The organism is Chitinimonas viridis, from assembly GCF_030409555.1.
Lineage (GTDB): Bacteria > Pseudomonadota > Gammaproteobacteria > Burkholderiales > Chitinimonadaceae > Chitinimonas > Chitinimonas viridis.
In genome coordinates this window covers 1,076,285-1,097,256 of sequence record NZ_JAUFPU010000018.1, presented here as the reverse complement: position 1 = coordinate 1,097,256, position 20,972 = coordinate 1,076,285, and the positions used below count along the sequence as shown (strand labels likewise).

The window sequence follows — 20,972 nt, the reverse complement described above, 5'->3', positions numbered from 1 at the left end:
AATCGCCCAACCCAGATGGGGGCAGGGCACGACAGATTCAATACAGCACAATCAATCTGCAGCCACATTGACCGTGGCAGGCTTGGCCAGTTGCAGGAAATACCGCGGATTCTGCGGCACATCCTTATAGCGTATCTCAAAGTGCAAATGCGGGCCGGTAGAGCGTCCGGTACTGCCCAGCAGCGCAATTCGCTGCCCGGTCTTGACCGTATCGCCTTCCTTGACCAGCAGTTGCGAGCTATGCGCATAACGGCTGCTGATACCGTTGCCATGGTCTATCTCGACCATATTACCATACTCGCCATGGTACTCGGCACGGCTAACCTTGCCGCCCGATGCCGCCATGATGGGCGTACCCACATCCCCCACGAAATCAATGCCTTCGTGGAAAGTTTGGCGCCCGTTGAACGGGTCCAGCCGCCAGCCATAGGGCGAAGACCGGACACCCGCCTCGGTGGGCAGATTGGCTGGCGCCTGAAAGGCGTTGAGCTTGCGCTGGACCAGTATGGTGTTGAACAGGTCGTACTGGTCTATGGCATCTTCAATGCGCTTGTCGGCGCTGCCCACCAGGGCCTGCAGCTCCTTCAGCTTCAGGTCGCGTGCCGGCAAGGAGGAGCTCGCCCCACCCTGCGGGGCCGCCACCGTGCTCTGGAACGGCTGGCCATCAATGCCGGTACGGTCGGCCACCTGGCGGGTCAGGCCATCAAGCCGTACCAGCTGTGCCTGCATCTGGCCCAGCCGCACCGCCAGCGCATCGATCTGCACCTGCTGCGAAGCCGGTACGCCGGGGATGGAGGGCAGGGTAATGCCGAAGGAACGGGTCAGGTTATACGTCGCCCAGCTGGCCAGGGTCAGCGACCCCAGCAATGCCAGCGCACAGAACACCGCCACCAGCCACAGGTGGCGGGGACCCAGCGTCACCGCCCGCGAGAGGCGATTGGAAACCAGAATGATATTCATGCCTGCTTATCGGCCCTTTGTCAGTTTTCTTCAGCCCGCCGGGCAATGTGCCCATATTTTGCACCGGCAAAATAGTGATTCACTGCGCCAGCGTGCACAATACAGCCTATGAGTACCCGCACCTTCCAGACCTTCCTCTCCAGCCCGGAACTGCAGCGCCTGGCCCGTGCGGCACAAGCACAACGCCAGCTCGACGCCCAATGGCGCGCAGCCCTACCAGCCGGCCTGGCAGGCCTGAGCGAGGTAGTGGGTATACAGGGGGAGTGCCTGCTGGTGGCGACCCGCAGTGCCGCCGTGGCCACCAAACTCAGGCAGATGGAAACACGCCTGATTATGCAGCTGAATGATAAGGGCTTGAAAATTAACGCAATCCGTTGCCGAATTCAAGTAGAACCGCTACCTCACCAGCAAAAAGCGCCTAAGCGCACCCCGGTGATCAGCCCCAAAGCCCTGGCCACACTCAACGCCGCCGCCGAATCGCTGCCCCCGTCACCGCTGCGCGATGCCCTCGCCGCACTGGTCGCCAAGCGGCGGCGGAAAAACAGCTTCGAATAAGCGCCGCCAACAAAACCCGCGATGCCATAGCACTGGCACTAGCGCACCAGGCTCAACTGCCCCGCCTTGTTCAAGCGATAGCGGGCAAAATCCTCTGCCAACCATAACTGGCCACGGTACTGCGCCGCCGCTTCGGCGCGGATATCGTCTATCGACGGCGAGGCACTGATATCGACCTGATAGCGGGCGCTGAAATGGGTCAGTACCAGATGGGGCAGGCCGGCAGCTTCGGCAAAACCAGCCACCCTGGCGGCGGCGCTATGGCCCACATCGCCCACCTTGTCGGCCACATCCTGGGTATAGGTCGCCTCATGCACCAGCACCTGGGCTGTCGCGCAGGCCTCGGCCAGCAAATCGGGATTGTCATTGTCGCCACCCACCACGATGCGCCTAGGGGCACGTGGCGGCAGCAGGTAGTCACTCCCCTTGAGCGTACGCCCTGCATGCACCGCCTCGCCGCCCTTCTTCAGCACCCCCCACAGCGGGCCGGGTGGTATGCCCTCGGCAGCCAGGCGGGCGGTGTCCAGCGTGGCCTCTACCGTGGTCTCGGTAAAACAGTAGGCATAAGAGGGCACACGGTGCGACAGCGGTAGCGCCCTTACCGTCCAGTTGTTGTGCTGCCAGCTGCCCAGCTCCTCGACCGACAGAAACTGCAGGGTATAGGGCAGGAACAAGGCCGTCAGCTGCTGAGTGGCGCGTATCCAGTCCGCGACACCGGCTGGCGCAATGATGGTCAGCGGCTGCTTGCGCCCCAGCATGGCCGCGCTGGCCAGCAGACCGGGCAGGCCATAGCAGTGATCGCCATGCACATGGGTAATCAGAATGGCCTGCAGGTCATGGACAGACAGGGCGGTATGCAGCAATTGATGCTGGGTCGCCTCGCCGCAGTCCACCAGATACCAGTTGCTGCCCGTCTCCTCCAGCAAGGCCAGGCCGGTGACGTTGCGCTGCTTGGTGGGGGTACCCGAAGAGGTCCCTAGAAAAATCAGATCCATGATGTACTCGTTAACGCTGAAAATCCCTGCTCCAGAATGGGATCAGGGCAGTAGTGTCATTACCCGCGCCACCGCGCCACGATGCCTGGCCACAAAAGCCAGGCCCGCCTGAGCCATGTCCTGGCGTGCAGCAGGCGCGGCCAGCAGGCTGGCCACCCCCGCCACTACCGCGTCCGCGTCGGCACATTGCTGCGCCGCGCCCAGGGCCACAGCCTCGGCCACCGCATCGGCGAAATTGAAGCTGGATGGCCCCAGCAACACGGGCACGCCCTGGGCGCAGGGCTCAATCACGCTATGGCTGCCCAGGTCCACTAGGCTGCCACCTACAAAGGCCAGATCGACGGCCGCGTAATAGGCGGCCAGCTCACCAAGGCTGTCGCCCAGCAAAACCTGTACTTGGGCCGGCACGGCGGCATCCCCCTGCCATTGGCTGCGGCGCAGATAGCGCAGGCCGCGCTGCGCCAACAGGCTGGCCACTTCGTCGAAGCGTTGCGGGTGGCGCGGCACCAGCACCAGCAAGGCCCCCTCCGGCAGCGGCTGACGAGCCAGTGCATCCAGCAGCAGTGCCTCCTCGCCTTCGCGGGTACAGGCGGCAGCCCAGACCGGCCGCTCGCCCATATGCTGCCGCCATTGCCGCCCTTGCCCGGTCAGGCCGCTATCCAGCTCAAAATCGAACTTGATATTGCCGCTCACCTGCACGGCCTTCGCCCCCAAGCTGGCCAATCGCTCTGCATCGCGTGGTCCCTGGGCTGCCACCCCGGCCAAGCGGGTCAGGGCAGGGCCCACCAGGCCGCTTACCCGCTGGTAGCCACGCAGCGATTTTTCCGACAGCCTGGCATTGACCAGATAGAGCGGCACGCCCGCATCGGCGCTGCCGTGCAGCAGATTGGGCCATAGCTCCATTTCCATCAGCACGCCGAAGCGGGGCCGGAAATGCCGCAGAAAGCGCCCAACCGCACCAGGCAGATCGTAGGGCAGGTAGGCCACTGTCACACTATCGCCAAACAACTGCCGGGCCGTATCGCGGCCGGTAGGCGTCATCTGTGTCAGCACGATGCGGTGGTCGGGATGCCGCAGCCGCAAGGCATTTACCAGCACCTGTGCCGCCCGTGTCTCACCCACCGACACTGCATGCAGCCAGATGACAGGGCCAGTGACGGTCTGCCGATAAAACCCCAGCCGCTCAGGCCAGTCACGCCGGTATTCGGGCTGCCGGGCACCACGCCGCCACAGATAAGCAAAGGCCAGCGGCAGGGCCAAATACCAGGCCAGGCTGTAGAGCAGGCGCCACAGCCAGCTCATCGGGCCGCCAGGGCCGCGCTGACCACGGCTTGTACTTCGGCCACGCCGGGCGGCTGCTGCACCCCCCCCAGGCTTTGCGAGAAGGTACGGGCACGGGCACCCGCGTGGTGGGGGTCGGAATCGCAGAATATGCCCACCGTGGGGGTATCCACGGCAGCGGCCAAGTGCATGAGGCCGGTATCCACACCGATGGCGGCACGGGCATCGGCCAGCAGGCGCGCGCCTTCCACCAGCGAGAAGCGGGGCGGCACCACGCTACCAGGCAGGGCGGCCGCCAGGCGTTGCGAGCGGGCTTTTTCCACATCACTGCCCCAGGGAAAGACCAGTTGCAGGCCCTGGCCCTGCAGCCACTCGCCTAGCGCAATCCAGTTGGCCTCATCCCACAGCTTGGCATCGCGGGCGGTGGCGGTCAGGCAGACCACATAGGGCTGCTGCGGTTGCCAGTCCAGGCTCAGCTGCGGCGGCGCAATGCCGTAGTCCAGCCTGCCTTCGGGCTCATAGCCCAGCGCCCGGCCTGTCAGCATGCGGTTGCGCTCTATCACATGCACCGCCGGTATATCGAAGCGGCGGTCGTAGAACAGGCTGGCCAGCGGATCGCGCACCGTGTGGCGGGTATAGCCCACCAAGGCAGCACCGCTGAGCTTGCCCACCAGCGCACTCTTGAGCAGGCCCTGGCTGTCTATGGCCACATCGTAATGCGACTCGGCAATGGCCGACCTGAACGCCCGCATTTCGGCCCGATTGCCGCCGTTCCACAGCTTCTTGCGCCAACGCCGCAGGGCAAAGGGCACGATGCGGTTCACCCCGGGATGCAAACCCGCCAGGCCAACAAAAGCCTCCTCCACCACCCAGTGGACGACCGCATCGGGGAAATGCCGGCGCAGCTCGGTCACGGCCGGAAAGTTGTGGATGATGTCGCCCATGGACGACATCCGTATCAGCAGTATCTTGGACATGGACGGATTATAAGCGGCAGACCCTTGCCGGCCATCCCCGACCGCCACAAAGACAGCGCAAGGTGCATCTGCTCCCACTCCTTGGCGGGGCGGGCAAGACCAAGCCCGCTGAAAACAACACAGACAAAGCGAGAATGCGGTGGCAGATCGGGCTGGCGCGCTAGAATTGGCAGCGCCACTCCCTACCTCGCCCCCTACATAGTCAATTCGCAGCCATGCAAAAACTCAGTCTTGTCCTCATTACCAAGAATGCCGCCGACCAGTTGGGCCCCTGCCTCGACTCGGCCCAGGCCCTGGTGGACGAGATCATCGTGGTGGACTCGGGCAGCAGCGACGACACCCTGGCCCTGGCCGAGCGCTACGGTGCCCGTGTCACCCGGCAGGATTTTCTCGGCTTTGGCCCGCAAAAGCGTCTGGCCGTGAGCCTGGCCAGCCATGACTGGGTGCTGTGCCTGGATGCCGATGAGCGCCTGACACCGGAGCTGGCCGGCGCCATACGCAGTGCGCTGGCCCAACCCAGCCACGGCGCCTACCGCATCGCCCGCCGCAACCGCTTTTTCGGGCGCTACCTGCGCCACGGCGAGGGCTACCCGGATTGGAATATCCGCCTGTTCGACCGTCGCCAGGCCAACTGGACCGAACATGCCGTGCATGAGCATGTGCTCTGCCCCAAGGGGGCAGGCGAACTGCGGGGCGACCTGCTGCACGACTCGGCCGAGCGCCTGGCCAGCTATCTGGAAAAACAGAACCGCTACACCGATATCCAGGCCCACGCCCTGTTCCAGCAAGGCCGCCGGGTCGGGCCGGGCAAGCTGCTCGGGGCCCCACTGGCGCGTTTTCTCCGCTTTTATCTGCTCAAGCGCGGCTGGCAGGATGGCGCAGCCGGCTTTGCCCATATCGCCATCGGCAGCTTCTTTGCCTTCGTCAAATACGCCAAGCTGATGGAGCACTGGCGCCAGCATGATGAGCGCAAGCCATGAAAATCCTGCTGACCGGTGCCGCCGGCTTTATCGGCATGCACACTGCCCTGGCCTTATGCCAGGCAGGCCATCAGGTGGTGGGGCTGGACAATCTCAATGACTACTACCCGGTCAGCCTCAAGCAGGCGCGGCTGGCACAGTTGCACACCCAGGCCGGCTTTCGCTTTGTCCGGGGCGATATCGCCGATGCGCCTGCCCTGCTGGCGCTGTTCCGGCACGAAGCGTTCGACGCCGTCATCCACCTGGCCGCCCAGGCTGGCGTGCGCCACTCGCTGGTCGCGCCGCAAGCCTATGTGCAATCCAATCTGGTCGGCATGGCCAATGTGCTGGAGGCCTGTCGCCAGCACCCGGTGCGCCATCTGCTGTACGCCAGCTCGTCCAGTGTCTATGGCAACGCCCAGGCGCCGTTCAGTGAGCAGGCCAGTACCGATCAGCCGCAGAGCTTCTACGCCGCCACCAAGAAGGCCGGCGAAGCCATGGCCTACAGCTATGCCCAACTCTATGGCCTGCCCTGCAGCGGCCTGCGCCTGTTTACCATCTACGGCCCCTGGGGCCGGCCCGACATGGCACCTTGGTTGTTTACCGAAGCCCTCCTGGCCGGCCGCGATCTGACGGTCTACAACCATGGCCAGTCACAACGAGACTTCAGCTATATCGACGATATCGTCAACGCCATGCTGGCCATCCTGCCGCTGGCACCCAGCGGCCCTGGGGCGCCGCATCGCCTGCTCAACCTGGGCCAGCAACAGGCCATACCTGTGCTGCAACTCATACAGCAGCTGGAGACCCTCACCGGCCGCACCGCCCACAAACGCTACCTCGACCTGCAAGCCGGCGATGTCCATGCAACCTGTGCCGACACCAGCGCCCTGCAAGCCCTGATAGGGCCGCAGTCGCTGACCCCGCTCAGCACAGGGCTAGGGCATTTTGTCGATTGGTTCCGCCAGTATCACGGCCACCCGCACTGACACCCACCTGCGCGGCGCATCAGTCCTTGCCGCCGCCATGGCGTGCCAGGATATGCCGGGCCATGCCCAGGGCCAGTTGCTCCTCGCCCAGGAACACCGTGCCGATGTTCTCCTTGCTCAGTAGCTCGGCCTCTTCCTCGTTGTGGCTGCGCACCAGTATCTCCACCCCAGGGTTCAGGGTCCGGGCTGTCTCCACCATCTTGCGCACCTTCAAGGTATCGGGCGTGGCAATCACCAGCGTACCGGCACGATGGATATGTGCCTGTATCAGAACCGCCGGGTCGGCCGCATCGCCACATACCGCCGCTACGCCGCGACCACGCAAGCGTTCCACGATTTCACGGTTCTGTTCGGCCACCACATAGGCAATCTCCTGCTCACGCAAGGCCCGGGCGATAAGTCGTCCCACCCGGCCATAACCCACCAGCACCACCTGGCCGGTCAACTGGGCCTGGTCGGTGCTCATCGGCAGCTCGGCCAGCGGATCTGTACGGGCCTCCAGCTTGCGGGCCAGCTCGGAATGCTTGCGCAGCCAGTTCTGCAATGGCGAGATGGCCGAGAACACCACGGAATTCAGTGCAATCGAGATCAAGGCGCCAGCCAGTATCAGGCTCTGCCCCTCTACAGGCAGCAAGCCCAGCGCCACCCCCAGGCCGGCCAGGATAAAGGAGAACTCCCCGATCTGCGCCAGGCTGGCGCCTACTGTCAGGGCGGTATTGAGCGGATAGCGGAAAGCCAGCACCAGCGCCATGGCCGCCACCGTCTTGCCCACGATGATGATGGCCGCAACGGCCAATACCTTGAGTGGCTCGTCCAGCAGCACCTGCGGGTCGAACAGCATGCCCACCGACACAAAGAACAGCACGGCGAACGCATCGCGCAAGGGCAGCGATTCATCAGCAGCACGGTGGCTGTATTCCGACTCCCGCATCATCATGCCGGCAAAAAAGGCGCCCAGCGCAAACGACACATCAAACAGCTTGGCCGAGCCATAAGCCACCCCAACCGCCGCTGCCACCACGCACAGGGTAAACAGCTCGCGCGAGCCCGTACGTGCCACCTGCCACAGCAGCATGGGAAACACCTTGCGCCCCACCACCAGCATCAGGCCTATGAACGCCGCCACCTTGGCCAGAGTAATGCCTATGGTGAGCCAGACACTGGTGCCGGCAGCCGCAGCGCCCTGCGCCGCCTCATCAACCTTGCCGCCCAGCAGGCCTGCCATCGGTGGCAGCAACACCAGCACCAGCACCATGATCAGGTCTTCCACCACCAGCCAGCCCACGGCAATCTGGCCGTTGACCGAGTCCAGCACGCCACGGGCCTCCAACGCCCGCAACAGCACCACGGTACTGGCCACCGACAGCGCCAGGCCAAACACCAGGCCCGCCCCCAGCGACCAATCCCATAACCATATGGCCACCCCCATGCCCATGGCCGTTGCCACTGCAATCTGCACGATGGCGCCCGGCACGGCGATACGCTTCACCGCCAGCAGGTCGTCCATGGAGAAATGCAGGCCCACGCCAAACATCAACAGCATCACGCCTATCTCGGCCAACTGCCCGGCCAGCGCCACATCGGCCACATAGCCAGGGGTGGATGGGCCAATGATGATGCCAGCCACCAGATAGCCCACCAGGGGGGGCATGCGCAGGCGGGAGGCAATAAAGCCCATGATCATGGCCAGCCCCAGGCCGGCGGCGATCGTCGTGATCAGATTGATGTCATGCGGCATGGTCACCTGTCTAAAGTAGGATTGAAGAATTCCAAGAGCCTGTTCACGGTCTTTTCGCACCGGGGCAAAAAGACCGTGAACAGGCTCTTGCCGCCCAAGTCTACCCCAGTGACGACCGGATCAAGCCGGCTCGGTTCCCGCTTTTTGCGTGGCGTTGAATGCCAATCGAGACCGTACAAAGGCAACGTGCTCGCGCAACACATAAATCTGGTCGAGAAAAGCCAGCGGCACCTTCAGCGCATTCACCCCCTGCTCTATCTCATCCAGCCGGGCCAGCAGGGCAGCCGTATCCTGCGCCGCCTCGTCACGCAGCCCCCGCTCCAGCGAGATCAGCGCCCCATACCAGGGGTAGATGCGCGCCTGTATGCGCCAGCGGTACAGCCAGGGCAGTAGGCGCAGGGCAGGGATCAACAGCACCGCCAACGGCAGCAATATGATCACGATGCGATCCAGCAGGCTGGCCAGCCAGAACGGCAGGTGGCGGTAGAAAAACCCCTTGCCGTACTGGTAATAGCGGGCGGCATCCTCGCTCAGGGCAAAGTCGCTGCCCCTGGCTGCCGGAAACTCCCCCGCCTCCTGCAGCAGGCCGCGCCGGCCATGTACCTCCCGCGCCGCCTCGATCAGCAGATCCGACAGGGCAGGGTGCAAGCGCTCGTGCGCCACCAGCTCCACATTGGGGGCCACCAGACTCACATCGGCCGGCGGAATATTGCGCGCCATATCGATCGCCCCCATGGGCAGGGCCAGCTTGTTCAGCGCCCCCATGCGGCGGACCAGCGCATCAGCCTGGGAGAAGCTCATCAGCTTCACCTCCGGCGCCCGCATCAGCTTGCGGGTGATCTCCAGCGGCGCCGAATCCCCCATCAGCAGCACCGCATCGATTTCGCCCGCCATCAGCGCATCGACGGCATCGCCCGCCTCCAGCCCGCGCAACTGCGCATTGCGGCCCTGCTCGATACCATTGGCCTTGAACATGGCCGTCGCCAGCACCCGCGCACCGCTACCGATCCGGCCTATCGAAATCTTCTTGTGCTCCAGCTCAGCCAGCCGGGTCAGCACCTGCTCGCCCCGATAGAACACAAATACCGGCTGGTGCGACACGCTACCCAGCGACACCAGCCCCTGCCGCTCCGCCTCGGGCGATACCCCATCTATCACAAAGCCGATATCCGCCCCGCCCGCCCTCAGCCGCGCCAGATTCTCCAGCGAGCCTTCCGATTCCTGCACCACCAGCTTGATGCCATCGCGCGCCAGGATATCGCGGTACTTGATGGCATGCCGGTGAAAGGCACTGCCCTCAGGGCCGGTGCTGATGGTCAGGGTCTTGGGCGGCGCCGGATTCAGCCACCAGATCGCCCCCGCCACCAAGCCCACCATCAGCAAGAGCACCGGCCCGATCACCAAGGCCATATCACGCCATGACACTGCTTCGACCCGCGCATGAAACCGCGCAGGCAGCACCTTGCGCACCACCTTGCGGCGGAAGGTCAGCGGGGGGTGGATACGATCAGGGGTGGGTTGAGGCATGCGGTTTCCTTCTCTTTGCGCCAGTGTGCCACGACGCAGCCTGGATCAGGCTACCGGCAACACGGCCAATCTCCCCCCTGCGAACGCTCAGTTGTCTGCAGGTAAGTGGGCAAGCCGTCACATAACCGTCTAGAACATGCACTAGTCTTCAGAAGCACCGCCTGCAAGATCACCCGGCAAAAACCCCATTCAGGAGGAAACCATGACTGTCAAAGCCATACCCGACGGCTACGCCTGCGGCATACCCTACCTCACCATCCAGGACACCGCCCGCGCTATCGACTTCTACAAGCAGGCCTTCGGCGCCGTCGAGCTGATGCGCATGCCCAGGCCGGACGGCAAAATCATGCACGCCGAGATCAGGATAGGCGAAGCGCCCATCATGATGGGCGAAGAGGCCGTCGAATGGGGCGCCCTCAGCCCCACCACCATAGGCAACACCGCAACCACCATCGTGCTCTACGTCCCTGACGTCGACGCCGCCATCGCACAGGCCGTCGAGGCCGGCGCCACCCTCACCATGCCGGTGGCAAACCAGTTCTGGGGCGACCGCAGCGGCGGCCTGAGCGACCCCTTCGGCCACAAGTGGATGCTGTCCACCCACATCGAGGACGTAGGCCCGGAGGAAATGCAGCGCCGCATGGTGGCCATGTTTGCCGAGCAGCCCGGTAACGGTTGCGGCTAGCGCAGATCGGGCCGGCATGCGGAAGGATCACCCGCCGGGCTCATACGGCGCGTAGTAAAGCAAAAAGCCTGGATGCAGATGCATCCAGGCTTTTGTATTTGGTGGGGCGTCACAGATTCGAACTGTGGACCTACGGATTAAGAGTCCGCTGCTCTACCAACTGAGCTAACGCCCCAAATACTGCTTGTGAGTCCCTATGGTGGGTCGTGCGGGACTCGAACCTGCGACCAACGGATTAAAAGTCCGCTGCTCTACCAACTGAGCTAACGACCCCAGGGAGCCGCGCATTATAGCGATGCGGTTCGCTGTGTCAACACCTTTGTTGATCTCGGTGTTTGTTCGGTACCGTTTCGCGGCGCCGACACCTCGTCGTCAGGTCTCGAAGGCGGCATTCTGCCCAAGTCGGGCGATTTAGGCAACCCTCTGCCGCAAACGCCTGCAGCCAGGCCGCAGCGCAGCCCCGATCAACTGCCTTACCAGCTGCCGGTATTGCCCATGGATACCCAGGGCTCTGCCGGCGGCAGGGCATCGCCATCCTGCAGCAGTTCTATGGATATCTGGTCTGGCGAGCGCACAAAGGCCATGCGGCCATCGCGCGGCGGGCGCAGTATGGTCACGCCGTGGTCCATCAGTCGTTGGCAGGCTGCGTAGATATCGGGCACGGCATAGGCGATGTGGCCAAAGTTGCGGCCGCCGGTATAGACCTCGGGGTCCCAGTTATGGGTCAGTTCCACCTGGGCGTCGTGGTCGCCGGGGGCCGCCAGGTAGACCAGGGTGAAGCGGCCTGCCTCGTAATCCTTGCGGTGTACCAGTTCCAGCCCCAATGCATCGCGGTAGAACGCCAGCGAAGCGTCCAGGTCGGTGACGCGCACCATGGTATGCAGGTATTTCATTTCCGCTCCCGTTTTTATCAGCAAACCGAGAGCATAAGGCCGGGCCGCCAGAATTCAAGCGCAACCAGCCACCCGCACCACGGCCTGCCAGCAAGGGCCATGAAAAAAGCGCCATCGCTGGCGCTTTCCTCATGCCACGGCACTGGCCGGCTTATTTGGCGGCCTTTTCCTTGGCAATCAGGGCATTGATCACCTCGAAGAAGCGTTGATCGCCGCCACCGACCTTGCTGGGCGAGGTCTTGTACTTGCCGTTGATGACAAAGGAGGGCACGCCGTCGATATCGTAGTCATGGCTCATTTGCTTGGCACGGGCCAGCAAGGCAGCAGTGCCGAAGCCGTTGTAAGCCGATTCGAACTGGGCGCGATTCAGCCCCTGCTTGGTGGCCCAATCCACGGCCACGGCGGGGTCGCGCAGCTCGATCTTGTCGCGGTGGACAGCATCGAACACCTTGGGGGTCAGGGCATTGACCTGGTTCATGGTCTTCAGCGCTACGAACAGGCGGGCATGGCCATCCATATCGGTACGGCCATTCCACAGCACGTGCTCGCGGCGGAATGCCACCTCAGGCGGCAAGGTCTTGGCCCAGGCCTGCACGGCGGGCTCCAGGTGGTTGCAGTGGGGGCAGCCGTACCAGAAGAATTCCACCACCTCGATCTTGCCGGCCGGCTCGGTCGGCATGGCCTTGGGCAGGTAGTCGAACTCTACCCCTGGGCGGATATCGGCGGCAGTGGCCTGCAGGGCCAACACGGCGACGGCCGATGCAATAAGGCGGGAAAACAACTGGGCGATGCGCATGCTTACTCCCTGGCTGGATGTTGGTTAGGGCGGGTGTGCCGTCAGGCACTATTGCTTGATCAGCGTAAAGTCGATGTTGTTGACGCGTAGCTGGGCGCGCACGCGGTCTACTTCCTCGGCCTGGGTCAGCGGGCCCAGACGCACGCGGTGGAGCACGCCCTTGCCTTCCACCTCGCTGGTCTGGATGCTGGCTTCCATGCCCAGCAGGGCCAGTCTGGCCTTGAGGTTGTCGGCGTCGGCCTCGCTCTGGAATGCCCCTACCTGCAGATAACTACCCCGCGCCGGCTGCACCGTGGCAGGCGGCACCGCATCGGCCGGCTTGGCCGGGGTTGCCGGTTTGGTCTCGGCAGCCGGCTCGGGCAGGATGTCATAGAAGGTAAACGGCTGGGTGTCCTTGCCCTGGTTGGCAGGGGGCGTGGCCGCAGGCTGGGCCGGCCGCACCGGCAACTTGTTGTTGGAGCCGGTCGGCGCCAGTATCTCTGGCGCAACAGGTGTGGCCGATGGCTTGGCCGGTGCCGAGTCGGGCAAGCGCCCGGCAAAGGGGTTGGGCGCCTTGTTCAGATAGAGCGCAGCCGCCACCGCGATGACAAGCCCCATGCACAGCCCGATAAACAGGCCGGCCAGGGTACCCCCTCCGCCGCCACCGCGCTTGCTGCTACTGGCTGCCGGACGCTTGCTACTCTTGTAATCCTTGCTCATGACCCACTCTGGTGCAGCGCGGCGAAGGCCACGCGAATCGCCGCATTATAGCGAGCAAGCCTGAACCGCCGCTTACTATCAAGGCCTTGGCAATGCAATATCTATCGCTTTCGTGACCAATACCGCGACATTACGGCTTTGCCGCACTGCGGCAAAAGTACCAATTGCCCTATAATCGGGCAATTCATCCCCATTCTGGAACTCGCGTTCATGCAAGACGCTGCCCCGAAAACCTGGTCTGGCCGTTTTTCCGAGCCTGTTGCCGAACTGGTCAAGCGCTATACCGCCTCGGTCTTCTTCGACAAGCGCCTGGCGGAATACGATATCGAGGGCTCGCTGGCCCATGCCCAGATGCTCAACAAGGTGGGGGTGCTGTCGGGTGACGACCTGAACGCCATCACCGAGGGCATGGCCCGGATACTGGCATCCATCCAGGCGGGCACCTTTGAATGGTCGCTGGACCTCGAAGACGTCCACATGAATATCGAGAAGCGGCTGACCGACCTGATAGGCGATGCCGGCAAGCGCCTGCATACCGGGCGCAGCCGCAACGATCAGGTCGCCACCGATATCCGCCTGTGGCTGCGGCACGAGATCGACGCCCTGGTGCACCTGGCAGAAGACCTGCAGCACTCGCTGCTGGACCTGGCCGAGAAGCATGCCGAGACGGTGATGCCGGGCTTTACCCACCTGCAGGTAGCCCAGCCCATTACCTTTGGCCATCACCTGATGGCCTATGTGGAGATGCTGGCCCGCGATGTGGAGCGCCTGCGCGACACCCGCAAGCGCGTCAACCGCCTGCCACTGGGCGCCGCCGCCCTGGCTGGCACCAGCTACCCGATAGACCGCGAGTTCGTTGCCCGCCAACTGGGCTTCGATGCCGTTTGCGAAAACTCGCTCGATGCCGTCAGCGACCGTGATTTCGCCATCGAATTCACGGCGGCCTCGGCCCTGGTGATGACGCATCTGTCGCGCCTGTCCGAAGAACTGGTGCTGTGGATGAACCCGCGTTTTGGCTTTATCGACATGGCCGACCGCTACTGCACCGGCTCCAGCATCATGCCGCAGAAGAAGAACCCCGACGTACCCGAGCTGGTGCGGGGCAAGACCGGCCGCGTCAACGGCCACCTGATGGCGCTGTTGACCCTGATGAAGGCCCAGCCGCTGGCCTACAACAAGGACAATCAGGAAGACAAGGAACCGCTGTTCGACACCGTCGACACCCTGTCGGCCACCTTGCGCATTGTGGCCGACATGATGCGCGGCGTGGTGGTCAAACCCGATGCCATGCGCCGTGCCGTCAAGCAGGGCTACGCCACCGCGACCGACCTGGCCGACTACCTGGTCAAGAAGGGACTGCCCTTCCGCGATGCCCACGAGGCCGTCGCCCTGGCCGTGCGCTATGCCGGCGAACAGCGTAAGGATCTGGCCGAACTGAGCCTGGTGGAACTGGGTACCTTCTCGCCCCTGATAGCTGGCGACGTGTTTGACGTCCTGACGCCCGAGGGCTCGCTGGCCAGCCGCGACCATATCGGCGGCACCGCACCCAGGCAGGTTCGCGCCGCCATCGCCCGTGCCCGCGCCCGACTGAGCGCCTGATGCTGCAGTGGCAATGGGCCACCCTGGCCGAGCTGAGCAGCCTGCAATGGCATGAGGTGGGCGTGCTGCGGCAGACCGTGTTCGTGGTGGAGCAGACCTGCCCCTTCCCCGATCTCGACGCCAAGGATCTCGACAGCCACCATCTGCTGGGCCGCAATGCCGAAGGCCGGCTGGTGGCCTATCTGCGGCTGGTGCCAGCCGGCCATAAATACGCCACGCCCTCGCTGGGCCGCGTGGTGACTGCGGCCGAGGCCCGTGGCACAGGTGCCGGCAAGGCCCTGATGCTGGAAGGCCTGGCCGGCCACCAGCGCACTTACCCCGGCCAACCCAACACCATAGGCGCGCAGGCCTATCTGAGCGGCTTTTACCAGTCGCTGGGCTTTGTGCCCATCAGCGAGACCTATCTCGAAGACGATATCCCCCATATCGATATGGTGTGGACCCCGCCTGCCGCCTGACCGTCTCTGCCCTTACCGGAACGCCACCATGCACAGCAACCGCCAGTACCCCAGCTACCGCCCCCGCCGCATGCGGCGCGACGAGTTCAGCCGCCGCCTGATGCGTGAGCATGTACTCAGCACCAACGATCTGATCTGGCCGGTGTTTATGCTGGAAGGGCAGGGCAAGCGCGAAGAAGCCGTGGCCTCCATGCCCGGCGTGGTACGCATGAGCCTGGAGGCGCTGCTGCCCAAGGCCGAGGAGGCGCTCAGCCTGGGCATACCGGCACTGGCCCTGTTCCCGGTGATACAAGGCCCCAAGACTGCCGATGGCGAAGCTGCCTGCGACCCGGCAGGGCTGATACCCACCGTGGTGCGCGCCCTGAAGTCGCGTTTTCCGGAACTGGGCGTCATCACCGACGGCGCCCTCGACCCCTATACCAGCCACGGCCAGGATGGCGTGATCAATGATGCCGGCTATGTGATGAACGATGAAACCGTCGCCATCCTGGTCCGGCAGGCGCTTTGCCATGCCGAAGCCGGCGTCGATATCGTTGCCCCCAGCGACATGATGGACGGCCGTATCGGCGAAATCCGCAAGGGCCTGGATGCGGCCGGCTTTATCCATACCCGCATCATGGCCTATTCGGCCAAGTACGCGTCGTCCTACTACGGCCCTTTCCGCGATGCGCTGGGGTCGGCCGGCAACCTGGGCAAGGGCAACAAGTACAACTACCAGATGGACCCAGCCAACTCGGACGAGGCCCTGCACGAAGTGGCACTGGACCTGCAGGAAGGTGCCGACATGGTCATGGTCAAGCCTGGCCTGCCGTACCTGGATATCGTGCGGCGGGTAAAGGACGAGTTCCGTGTGCCCACCTATGTCTATCAGGTGTCGGGTGAATACGCCATGATCAAGGCAGCAGCCCAGAATGGTTGGCTGGACGAGCGCGCCGCGGCCATGGAGGCGCTGACAGCGATGAAACGGGCGGGCGCAGATGGCGTACTGACCTACTTCGCCCCCCAGGCAGCAGCGTGGTTGCGCGGCTAAGTGCCTGTTCACGATTTTTTCACTCCGGTGCTGGGGCGAAAAAGTCGTAGGCTCTAAACCGCTGACCCGCAGCGGGTGCAGCAGGGACAGCACCCAAGCTGCCGGGCCACGCCACCGTCGATACTGCAAACCGCCCGGCAAGCCGCCGGGTCGACTTCTATACTTTGCAGCGTCAACTGTTGCAGGACCCGGCGACCACGCCCCATGTCCCAAACACGTTCATTACTGCGGCGGCCACACCGGCTGGTGGAAATTCGCGAGTTCCTGCAGGCGCGGCGACGCCTGCTGAGCTGGTTGCTGGCGGCTGCCTGCGTCATGAGTAGCCTGATCGCCTGGGAACTCGTGCTATCTCACCAGGACACCCGTAAAGCCTCGCAACTGGCAGGCCATAACCTCAGCCTGCTGCTCAAGGAACAGCTGGACGGCGCCTTCCGCGAGACCGACCTGGTGCTGCGCGACCTCGCCGGCCGGGCCGACACCCGCCAGCTGGCGCGCCTGCCCACCATCACGGCAGACGAAAAACTCAGCCTCTCCATCCTGCTCGATGACAAGCTATCCACCCTGCCGCAGGTCGAGTTCCTGGCCTTTGTATCACCCGACGGCAGCACCGCGCTTAGCCCTGGCTACTATGGCCCGGCCGATGCCCGCCAGCGTGGCTTCTATCAGCAGCTGCAAGACAACCCAGGGCAGGAGCTGGTGTTCTCACCCCCCATGCAGATACCGAACTCCATAGAATTGGGCTTCCTGATGGCGCGCCGCATCCCCTCGAGGGATAGGCAGATGGGCGGCATGGTGGTGGCGCTGGTCAAGCTGGAGTACTTCCATCAACTGGCACGACGGCTGGAGGCCGTGGAGGGCAGCGTCTTTACCCTGACCGACAACAATCTGCTGGTAGTGGCCCGCTACCCTGAAATTTCCGGTGCGATCGGCAAAGCCCCGGCCAACAGCCTGCTACTGAGTTCCTGGGTCGATGGCCGCAGTACCGGCTATACCGTGACCCGCTCCCCCTACGATGCCGTGGAGCGGGGCTATACCTTCCGCCGGCTGGAGCATTTTCCCTTCATCGTGCTGGTGGGCCAGCCCGAGAATGCCTATTACGGCGACTGGCGCCTGAAGGCCGGTGCCTATGTCAGTACCCTGCTGGTGCTGCTGTGCTTTGGCCTGGCCATGATCTGGCGCGGCTGGCGCGAGGCCAAGCTGGCCCTGGCACTGCAGTTGGGCGCACAACGGCTGCAGGAGCAGGATGCCCATATCGTGCGCGCCATCGAGACCATCTCGCGCCCGCTGTTGCTGGTAAGGGCTGACGGCGACATCATCCTGCAGGCCAACAAGGCCGCTGCCGAGCTATGCGGCCTGCCGGTCGAATCGCTGATAGGCCAGCCCCTGACCCAGCTCTACCTGCGGCCCGAGCATCATGTGGAGATCACCGCGCAACTGACCGCCCGCCAGTCGCTGACCGACTACGAGCTCAAGTTTCGCCGGCCCAATGGCGACAGCTACTGGGTAGCCCTGTCCGGTTCCGTCATCGAATACCAGGGCGAGCGGGCTTATTTCGTCAACCTCACCGATATCAGCGAGCGCAAGCGGGCCCAGGAATCACTCTGGCGCCGCGCCACCCTGGACCCGCTCACCGGCGTGCCCAATCGCGGCTACTTTCTGGAGCGGGCACAGCTGGAGTGGCTGCGCGCCGTGCGCTATGGCCATCAGGTAGGCGTGCTGATGCTGGATCTGGATCACTTCAAGACTGTCAACGATACCCATGGCCATGATGCCGGTGACCAAGTGCTGCAACGATTTGCCGAGCGCATGCAGGGCGAGCTGCGCGAAACCGACCTGTTTGGCCGCCTGGGGGGCGAGGAATTTGCCGTCCTGCTGCCCGAAGAGGCGGAAACCGGCCTGCTGGAAGCAGCCGAACGGCTGCGCAACGCACTAGCCAGCAAACCCATAGTACTGGAGGATGGTCATGCCCTGGCTATCACCATGAGCGTGGGCTGCACCCTGTCCAACGAACTGTCGCCCGATATCGAAAGCCTGCTGAAGGAAGCCGACCAGGCGCTCTATGCCGCCAAGGCGGCGGGCCGCAACCGCGTCATGGCTTACAAGCCCGTCGTCTCCGATACCCTACGCTAAACCCCTCACCCGGATATTCCTCGCCATGAAGCTCTACTACTCCCCCGGCGCCTGCTCGCTCTCCCCCCATATCGCCCTGCGCGAGGCCGGACTACCGGTCGAACTGGTCAGGGTCAACCTCAAGAACCACCAGACCCAGGACGGCACCGATTTCTACACCATCAACCCCAAGGGCTACGTGCCCACCCTGATACTCGATGACGGCGCAACGCTGACCGAAGGCCCAGCCATCGTCCAATACATCGCCGACCAGCTACCGCTGAGCCAGCTGGCACCGCCCCATGGCAGCATGGCCCGCTATCGCCTGCAGGAGTGGCTTACCTTTATCGGCACCGAGATACACAAAGCCTTCGGCCCGCTCTGGAACCCCAGCGCCCCAGCCGAGACACGTGCGGCCGCCCAAGCCCGGCTGGAGCAATGGTTTGGCTGGCTGGATCAGCACCTGGGCCAGCATGACTACCTGATGGGCGATACCTTTACCGTGGCCGACGGCTATCTGTACACCTGCGTCAACTGGTGCAACTTCCTCAAGATCAGCCTGGCCCCCTGGCCGCATCTGGGAGACTATATGCAGCGCGTGTCCCAGCGCCCCGCCGTGCAGGCCGCCCTGCGTGCCGAAGGCCTGCTCGACTGACCCTGTCCTACGCCCCATGACTACACTCTATTATCTATTTGCCTTCGCCATAGGCTGTGTGGTGCCGCTACAGGCCGCCATCAACAACCAGCTCAAGCTGCAGATCGGCGGCAGCACCCTGCTGGCCGCCCTGCTGTCCTTCGCCGTCGGCACCCTGGCCCTGCTGCTGATCGCCGCACTGACCGGCCAGCGCTGGTCCGGCCTGGCGGGCCTGGCACAGGTCAGCGGCTGGCAGCTCAGCGGCGGGCTCATGGGCGCCCTGTTTGTCTTCGGCACCACCCTGCTGGCCCCGCGCATAGGCGTAGCGGCCATGCTGTCGCTGATCATCGCCGGCCAGATACTGCTATCCCTGCTGTTTGACCGCTACGGCTGGCTGGGCCTGGCCGTGCGCGAGGTCTCGCCAGCACGGCTAGTGGGTGCCCTGTTAGTGGTGGTTGGCGTATTGCTGGTCAACTATGGCGACAGGCTGGGCAAATGATGGAATGCCGCCTGGGCTGCGCAGCCTGCTGCATCGCGCCGTCGATCTCCTCCCCCATACCCGGCATGCCCCATGGCAAGCGGGCAGGGGAGCGTTGCGTGCAGCTGGACGAGCGCGATCTATGCAAGCTGTTCGGCAAGCCCGAGCGGCCCGCCGTCTGCGGTGGGCTGCAGCCCAGCCAGGAGATGTGCGGCAACAGCCGCGAACAAGCCATGCATTACCTGGGTTGGCTGGAGCGGGAAACCGGCGAGTTCACCCCTGCGGCCCGCTTGTCAAGGCATTAGGTCTACAGAAACCGCTGGGTATCAATCTTCCACTTGGACGGGCTCTCATGGCTGACTATCTTGTCCGCCCCCGTTTTGCCGGTAGGTTTGGCCAGATCGATCTCGGTCGGTGGCAGATAGCCCTTCTTGGTGTCGAAGATCACCTTGACCTTGGGCTGTAGCAGGCTTTCCTCGTTGTGCTCGGTCACCAGGCCCAGCCGGCCGCTTTCCAGCAGCACCAGGGTGCCTACCGGGTAGATGCCGACGCAGCGCATGAAGGCCTTGACCAGGTCGGGCTCGAAGTGAAACTTGCTCCATTCGAATATCTTGCGCAGCGCATCGGTGGGCGGCATGCCCTTGTGATAGCAGCGGTCTGCCGTGATGGCGTCGTAGACATCGACAATGGCGCACATCTTGGCCAGCGTGCTGATCTGGTCGGCCGCCTGTTTGTCCGGGTAGCCCGAACCATCCACCCGTTCGTGGTGGTGCAGCGTGATATCGAGCGGAATCGGCCCTACGCCAGGGGTCTTGAGCAATATCTCGTAGCCGTCGCGCGGATGGCGGCGGACGATCTCGAATTCCTCGTCGGTGAGCCGCCCCGGCTTGTTTAATATGCCGTCCGGCACCAATGCCTTGCCGGTATCGTGCAGCAGGCCGCCCAGGCCCGCCTGCCGGGTCGTCTCGGCATCCAGCCCGACCGAGCGGCAGAACGCCACCATAAAGGTACAGACGCTGACCGAATGCAGGAAGGTATAGTCGTCCTTGTTCTTGATGTGCATCAGCCCGATCAGCGCGCCGGAATTGCGCAGTATCGACTCGGTGATGCCGGCCACCACCGGCTCCACCGCCTCCATATTGACCGCCTTGCCCAGCCGCGCGTCCTGCATCACATTGCGCACCAGATTGGCGGCCTGGCTCTTGATGGCGCGGGCACGCCCCATTTCCTCGGCGGTCGATATCCGTATGCGTGGGGCAGGCTCGCTCTCGGCAATGGCGATCATCTCGGCCTGCAGGGCGGTCTGCACTTCTTCCTGGGTGGGGGCATCGGGAACATCAAGGCCCCGGTCGGTGTCGATGTAGACTTCAGGAATGGCGCACTTGATGATGGTTTCTATTTCTTTTTCCGACTTGATCGGAAACGCCGAGCGCATGAAGGGGTGCTGGGACCAGTCGGCCCCCAGATCGTGGATATACATCCCGACCTTGAGTTCGTTGGAGGAAACACGCTTGATCATGTAAGAAACTCCAGGCTCGACCCCACCTCTAATCGAGCGGGTTCAATCCAGTCTAGACGATAATCCGCAGCACCCAACACCGGGCATCAGC

At 63.8% G+C, this 20,972-nt stretch carries 21 protein-coding genes and 2 tRNA genes; 11 read left to right on the top strand and 12 right to left on the bottom strand.

The features are described from left to right. Positions 1-51: 51 nt before the first annotated feature. Positions 52-960, bottom strand: coding sequence for a M23 family metallopeptidase (locus QWZ03_RS18000; RefSeq protein WP_290333989.1), 909 nt, complete (start codon positions 958-960; stop codon positions 52-54). Positions 961-1,068: 108 nt separating this feature from the next. Between QWZ03_RS18000 and QWZ03_RS17995 the strand changes: the two genes are divergently transcribed. Further along, positions 1,069-1,515, top strand: a complete 447-nt coding sequence (locus tag QWZ03_RS17995) for a DciA family protein (protein ID WP_290333987.1) — start codon at positions 1,069-1,071, stop codon at positions 1,513-1,515. Positions 1,516-1,553: 38 nt separating this feature from the next. Here the strand turns inward: QWZ03_RS17995 and QWZ03_RS17990 are convergent, their stop codons facing one another. Genes QWZ03_RS17990 through waaC form a run of 3 tightly spaced genes read right to left on the bottom strand, consistent with a single transcriptional unit; the run spans position 1,554 to position 4,768 of the window. Continuing rightward, positions 1,554-2,510, bottom strand: coding sequence for a ribonuclease Z (locus tag QWZ03_RS17990; RefSeq protein ID WP_290333986.1), 957 nt, complete (start codon positions 2,508-2,510; stop codon positions 1,554-1,556). A 42-nt stretch (positions 2,511-2,552) separates the two neighbouring features. Further along, positions 2,553-3,812 carry a lipid IV(A) 3-deoxy-D-manno-octulosonic acid transferase gene (gene waaA / locus QWZ03_RS17985; protein ID WP_290333985.1) on the bottom strand — a complete coding sequence of 420 codons (1,260 nt, stop codon included), beginning with the start codon at positions 3,810-3,812 and terminating at the stop codon, positions 2,553-2,555. Beyond that, entirely contained in the window at positions 3,809-4,768 is a 960-nt protein-coding gene (gene waaC, locus QWZ03_RS17980) for a lipopolysaccharide heptosyltransferase I (RefSeq protein ID WP_290333984.1), read from the bottom strand. The genes waaA and waaC overlap by 4 nt, the downstream gene beginning before the upstream one ends. Positions 4,769-4,983: 215 nt before the next feature. Between waaC and QWZ03_RS17975 the strand changes: the two genes are divergently transcribed. Continuing rightward, complete coding sequence (locus QWZ03_RS17975; protein ID WP_290333983.1) at positions 4,984-5,748, top strand: glycosyltransferase family 2 protein; 765 nt, start codon at positions 4,984-4,986, stop codon at positions 5,746-5,748. Further along, positions 5,745-6,716, top strand: a complete 972-nt coding sequence (locus tag QWZ03_RS17970; protein ID WP_290333981.1) for an NAD-dependent epimerase/dehydratase family protein — start codon at positions 5,745-5,747, stop codon at positions 6,714-6,716. Before QWZ03_RS17975 ends, QWZ03_RS17970 begins: the two co-directional genes overlap by 4 nt. 19 nt (positions 6,717-6,735) lie before the next feature. Here the strand turns inward: QWZ03_RS17970 and QWZ03_RS17965 are convergent, their stop codons facing one another. Together QWZ03_RS17965 and QWZ03_RS17960 are read right to left on the bottom strand one after the other, a co-directional pair. Beyond that, positions 6,736-8,454, bottom strand: coding sequence for a cation:proton antiporter domain-containing protein (locus QWZ03_RS17965; protein ID WP_290333980.1), 1,719 nt, complete (start codon positions 8,452-8,454; stop codon positions 6,736-6,738). Between the two features lie 120 nt (positions 8,455-8,574). Beyond that, a complete protein-coding gene (locus QWZ03_RS17960) occupies positions 8,575-9,981 on the bottom strand; it encodes a TAXI family TRAP transporter solute-binding subunit (RefSeq protein ID WP_290333979.1) in 1,407 nt (468 codons plus the stop codon). Positions 9,982-10,183: 202 nt separating this feature from the next. Between QWZ03_RS17960 and QWZ03_RS17955 the strand changes: the two genes are divergently transcribed. Beyond that, entirely contained in the window at positions 10,184-10,666 is a 483-nt protein-coding gene (locus QWZ03_RS17955) for a VOC family protein (RefSeq protein ID WP_290333978.1), read from the top strand. 99 nt (positions 10,667-10,765) lie between these two features. Here the strand turns inward: QWZ03_RS17955 and QWZ03_RS17950 are convergent. The 5 genes from QWZ03_RS17950 to QWZ03_RS17930 form a co-directional block, all read right to left on the bottom strand. Beyond that, positions 10,766-10,841: transfer RNA gene (locus tag QWZ03_RS17950), tRNA-Lys, on the bottom strand. A gap of 22 nt (positions 10,842-10,863) precedes the next feature. Next, positions 10,864-10,939 (bottom strand) — tRNA-Lys (locus QWZ03_RS17945). 200 nt (positions 10,940-11,139) lie between these two features. Continuing rightward, on the bottom strand, positions 11,140-11,559 hold the full coding sequence (locus tag QWZ03_RS17940) for a VOC family protein (RefSeq protein ID WP_290333977.1): 420 nt from the start codon (positions 11,557-11,559) through the stop codon (positions 11,140-11,142). Between the two features lie 151 nt (positions 11,560-11,710). Further along, on the bottom strand, positions 11,711-12,355 hold the full coding sequence (locus QWZ03_RS17935; RefSeq protein ID WP_290333976.1) for a thiol:disulfide interchange protein DsbA/DsbL: 645 nt from the start codon (positions 12,353-12,355) through the stop codon (positions 11,711-11,713). Between the two features lie 48 nt (positions 12,356-12,403). After that, positions 12,404-13,054 carry an SPOR domain-containing protein gene (locus tag QWZ03_RS17930; protein ID WP_290333975.1) on the bottom strand — a complete coding sequence of 217 codons (651 nt, stop codon included), beginning with the start codon at positions 13,052-13,054 and terminating at the stop codon, positions 12,404-12,406. 210 nt (positions 13,055-13,264) lie between these two features. Between QWZ03_RS17930 and argH the strand changes: the two genes are divergently transcribed. The 7 genes from argH to QWZ03_RS17895 all read left to right on the top strand — a co-directional run bounded on the left by argH (position 13,265) and on the right by QWZ03_RS17895 (position 19,667). Beyond that, the gene (gene argH, locus QWZ03_RS17925) at positions 13,265-14,653 is read left to right on the top strand and encodes an argininosuccinate lyase (RefSeq protein WP_284195673.1); all 1,389 of its coding nucleotides are present in this window, start codon (positions 13,265-13,267) and stop codon (positions 14,651-14,653) included. Beyond that, positions 14,653-15,111: a GNAT family N-acetyltransferase gene (locus QWZ03_RS17920; protein WP_290333974.1), complete on the top strand. Its 459-nt coding sequence runs from the start codon at positions 14,653-14,655 to the stop codon at positions 15,109-15,111. Before argH ends, QWZ03_RS17920 begins: the two co-directional genes overlap by 1 nt. 28 nt (positions 15,112-15,139) lie before the next feature. Continuing rightward, complete coding sequence (gene hemB / locus QWZ03_RS17915) at positions 15,140-16,141, top strand: porphobilinogen synthase (protein WP_290333973.1); 1,002 nt, start codon at positions 15,140-15,142, stop codon at positions 16,139-16,141. A gap of 204 nt (positions 16,142-16,345) precedes the next feature. Beyond that, complete coding sequence (locus tag QWZ03_RS17910; RefSeq protein ID WP_290333972.1) at positions 16,346-18,271, top strand: sensor domain-containing diguanylate cyclase; 1,926 nt, start codon at positions 16,346-16,348, stop codon at positions 18,269-18,271. A gap of 25 nt (positions 18,272-18,296) precedes the next feature. After that, the gene (gstA, locus tag QWZ03_RS17905; protein ID WP_290333971.1) at positions 18,297-18,905 is read left to right on the top strand and encodes a glutathione transferase GstA; all 609 of its coding nucleotides are present in this window, start codon (positions 18,297-18,299) and stop codon (positions 18,903-18,905) included. 16 nt (positions 18,906-18,921) lie between these two features. Then, positions 18,922-19,383, top strand: a complete 462-nt coding sequence (locus QWZ03_RS17900; protein ID WP_290333970.1) for a DMT family transporter — start codon at positions 18,922-18,924, stop codon at positions 19,381-19,383. After that, complete coding sequence (locus QWZ03_RS17895; protein WP_308447581.1) at positions 19,380-19,667, top strand: YkgJ family cysteine cluster protein; 288 nt, start codon at positions 19,380-19,382, stop codon at positions 19,665-19,667. The genes QWZ03_RS17900 and QWZ03_RS17895 overlap by 4 nt, the downstream gene beginning before the upstream one ends. Before the next feature lie 2 nt (positions 19,668-19,669). Here the strand turns inward: QWZ03_RS17895 and QWZ03_RS17890 are convergent, their stop codons facing one another. Beyond that, positions 19,670-20,881 carry a cyclic di-GMP phosphodiesterase gene (locus tag QWZ03_RS17890; RefSeq protein ID WP_290333969.1) on the bottom strand — a complete coding sequence of 404 codons (1,212 nt, stop codon included), beginning with the start codon at positions 20,879-20,881 and terminating at the stop codon, positions 19,670-19,672. Positions 20,882-20,972: the final 91 nt, after the last annotated feature.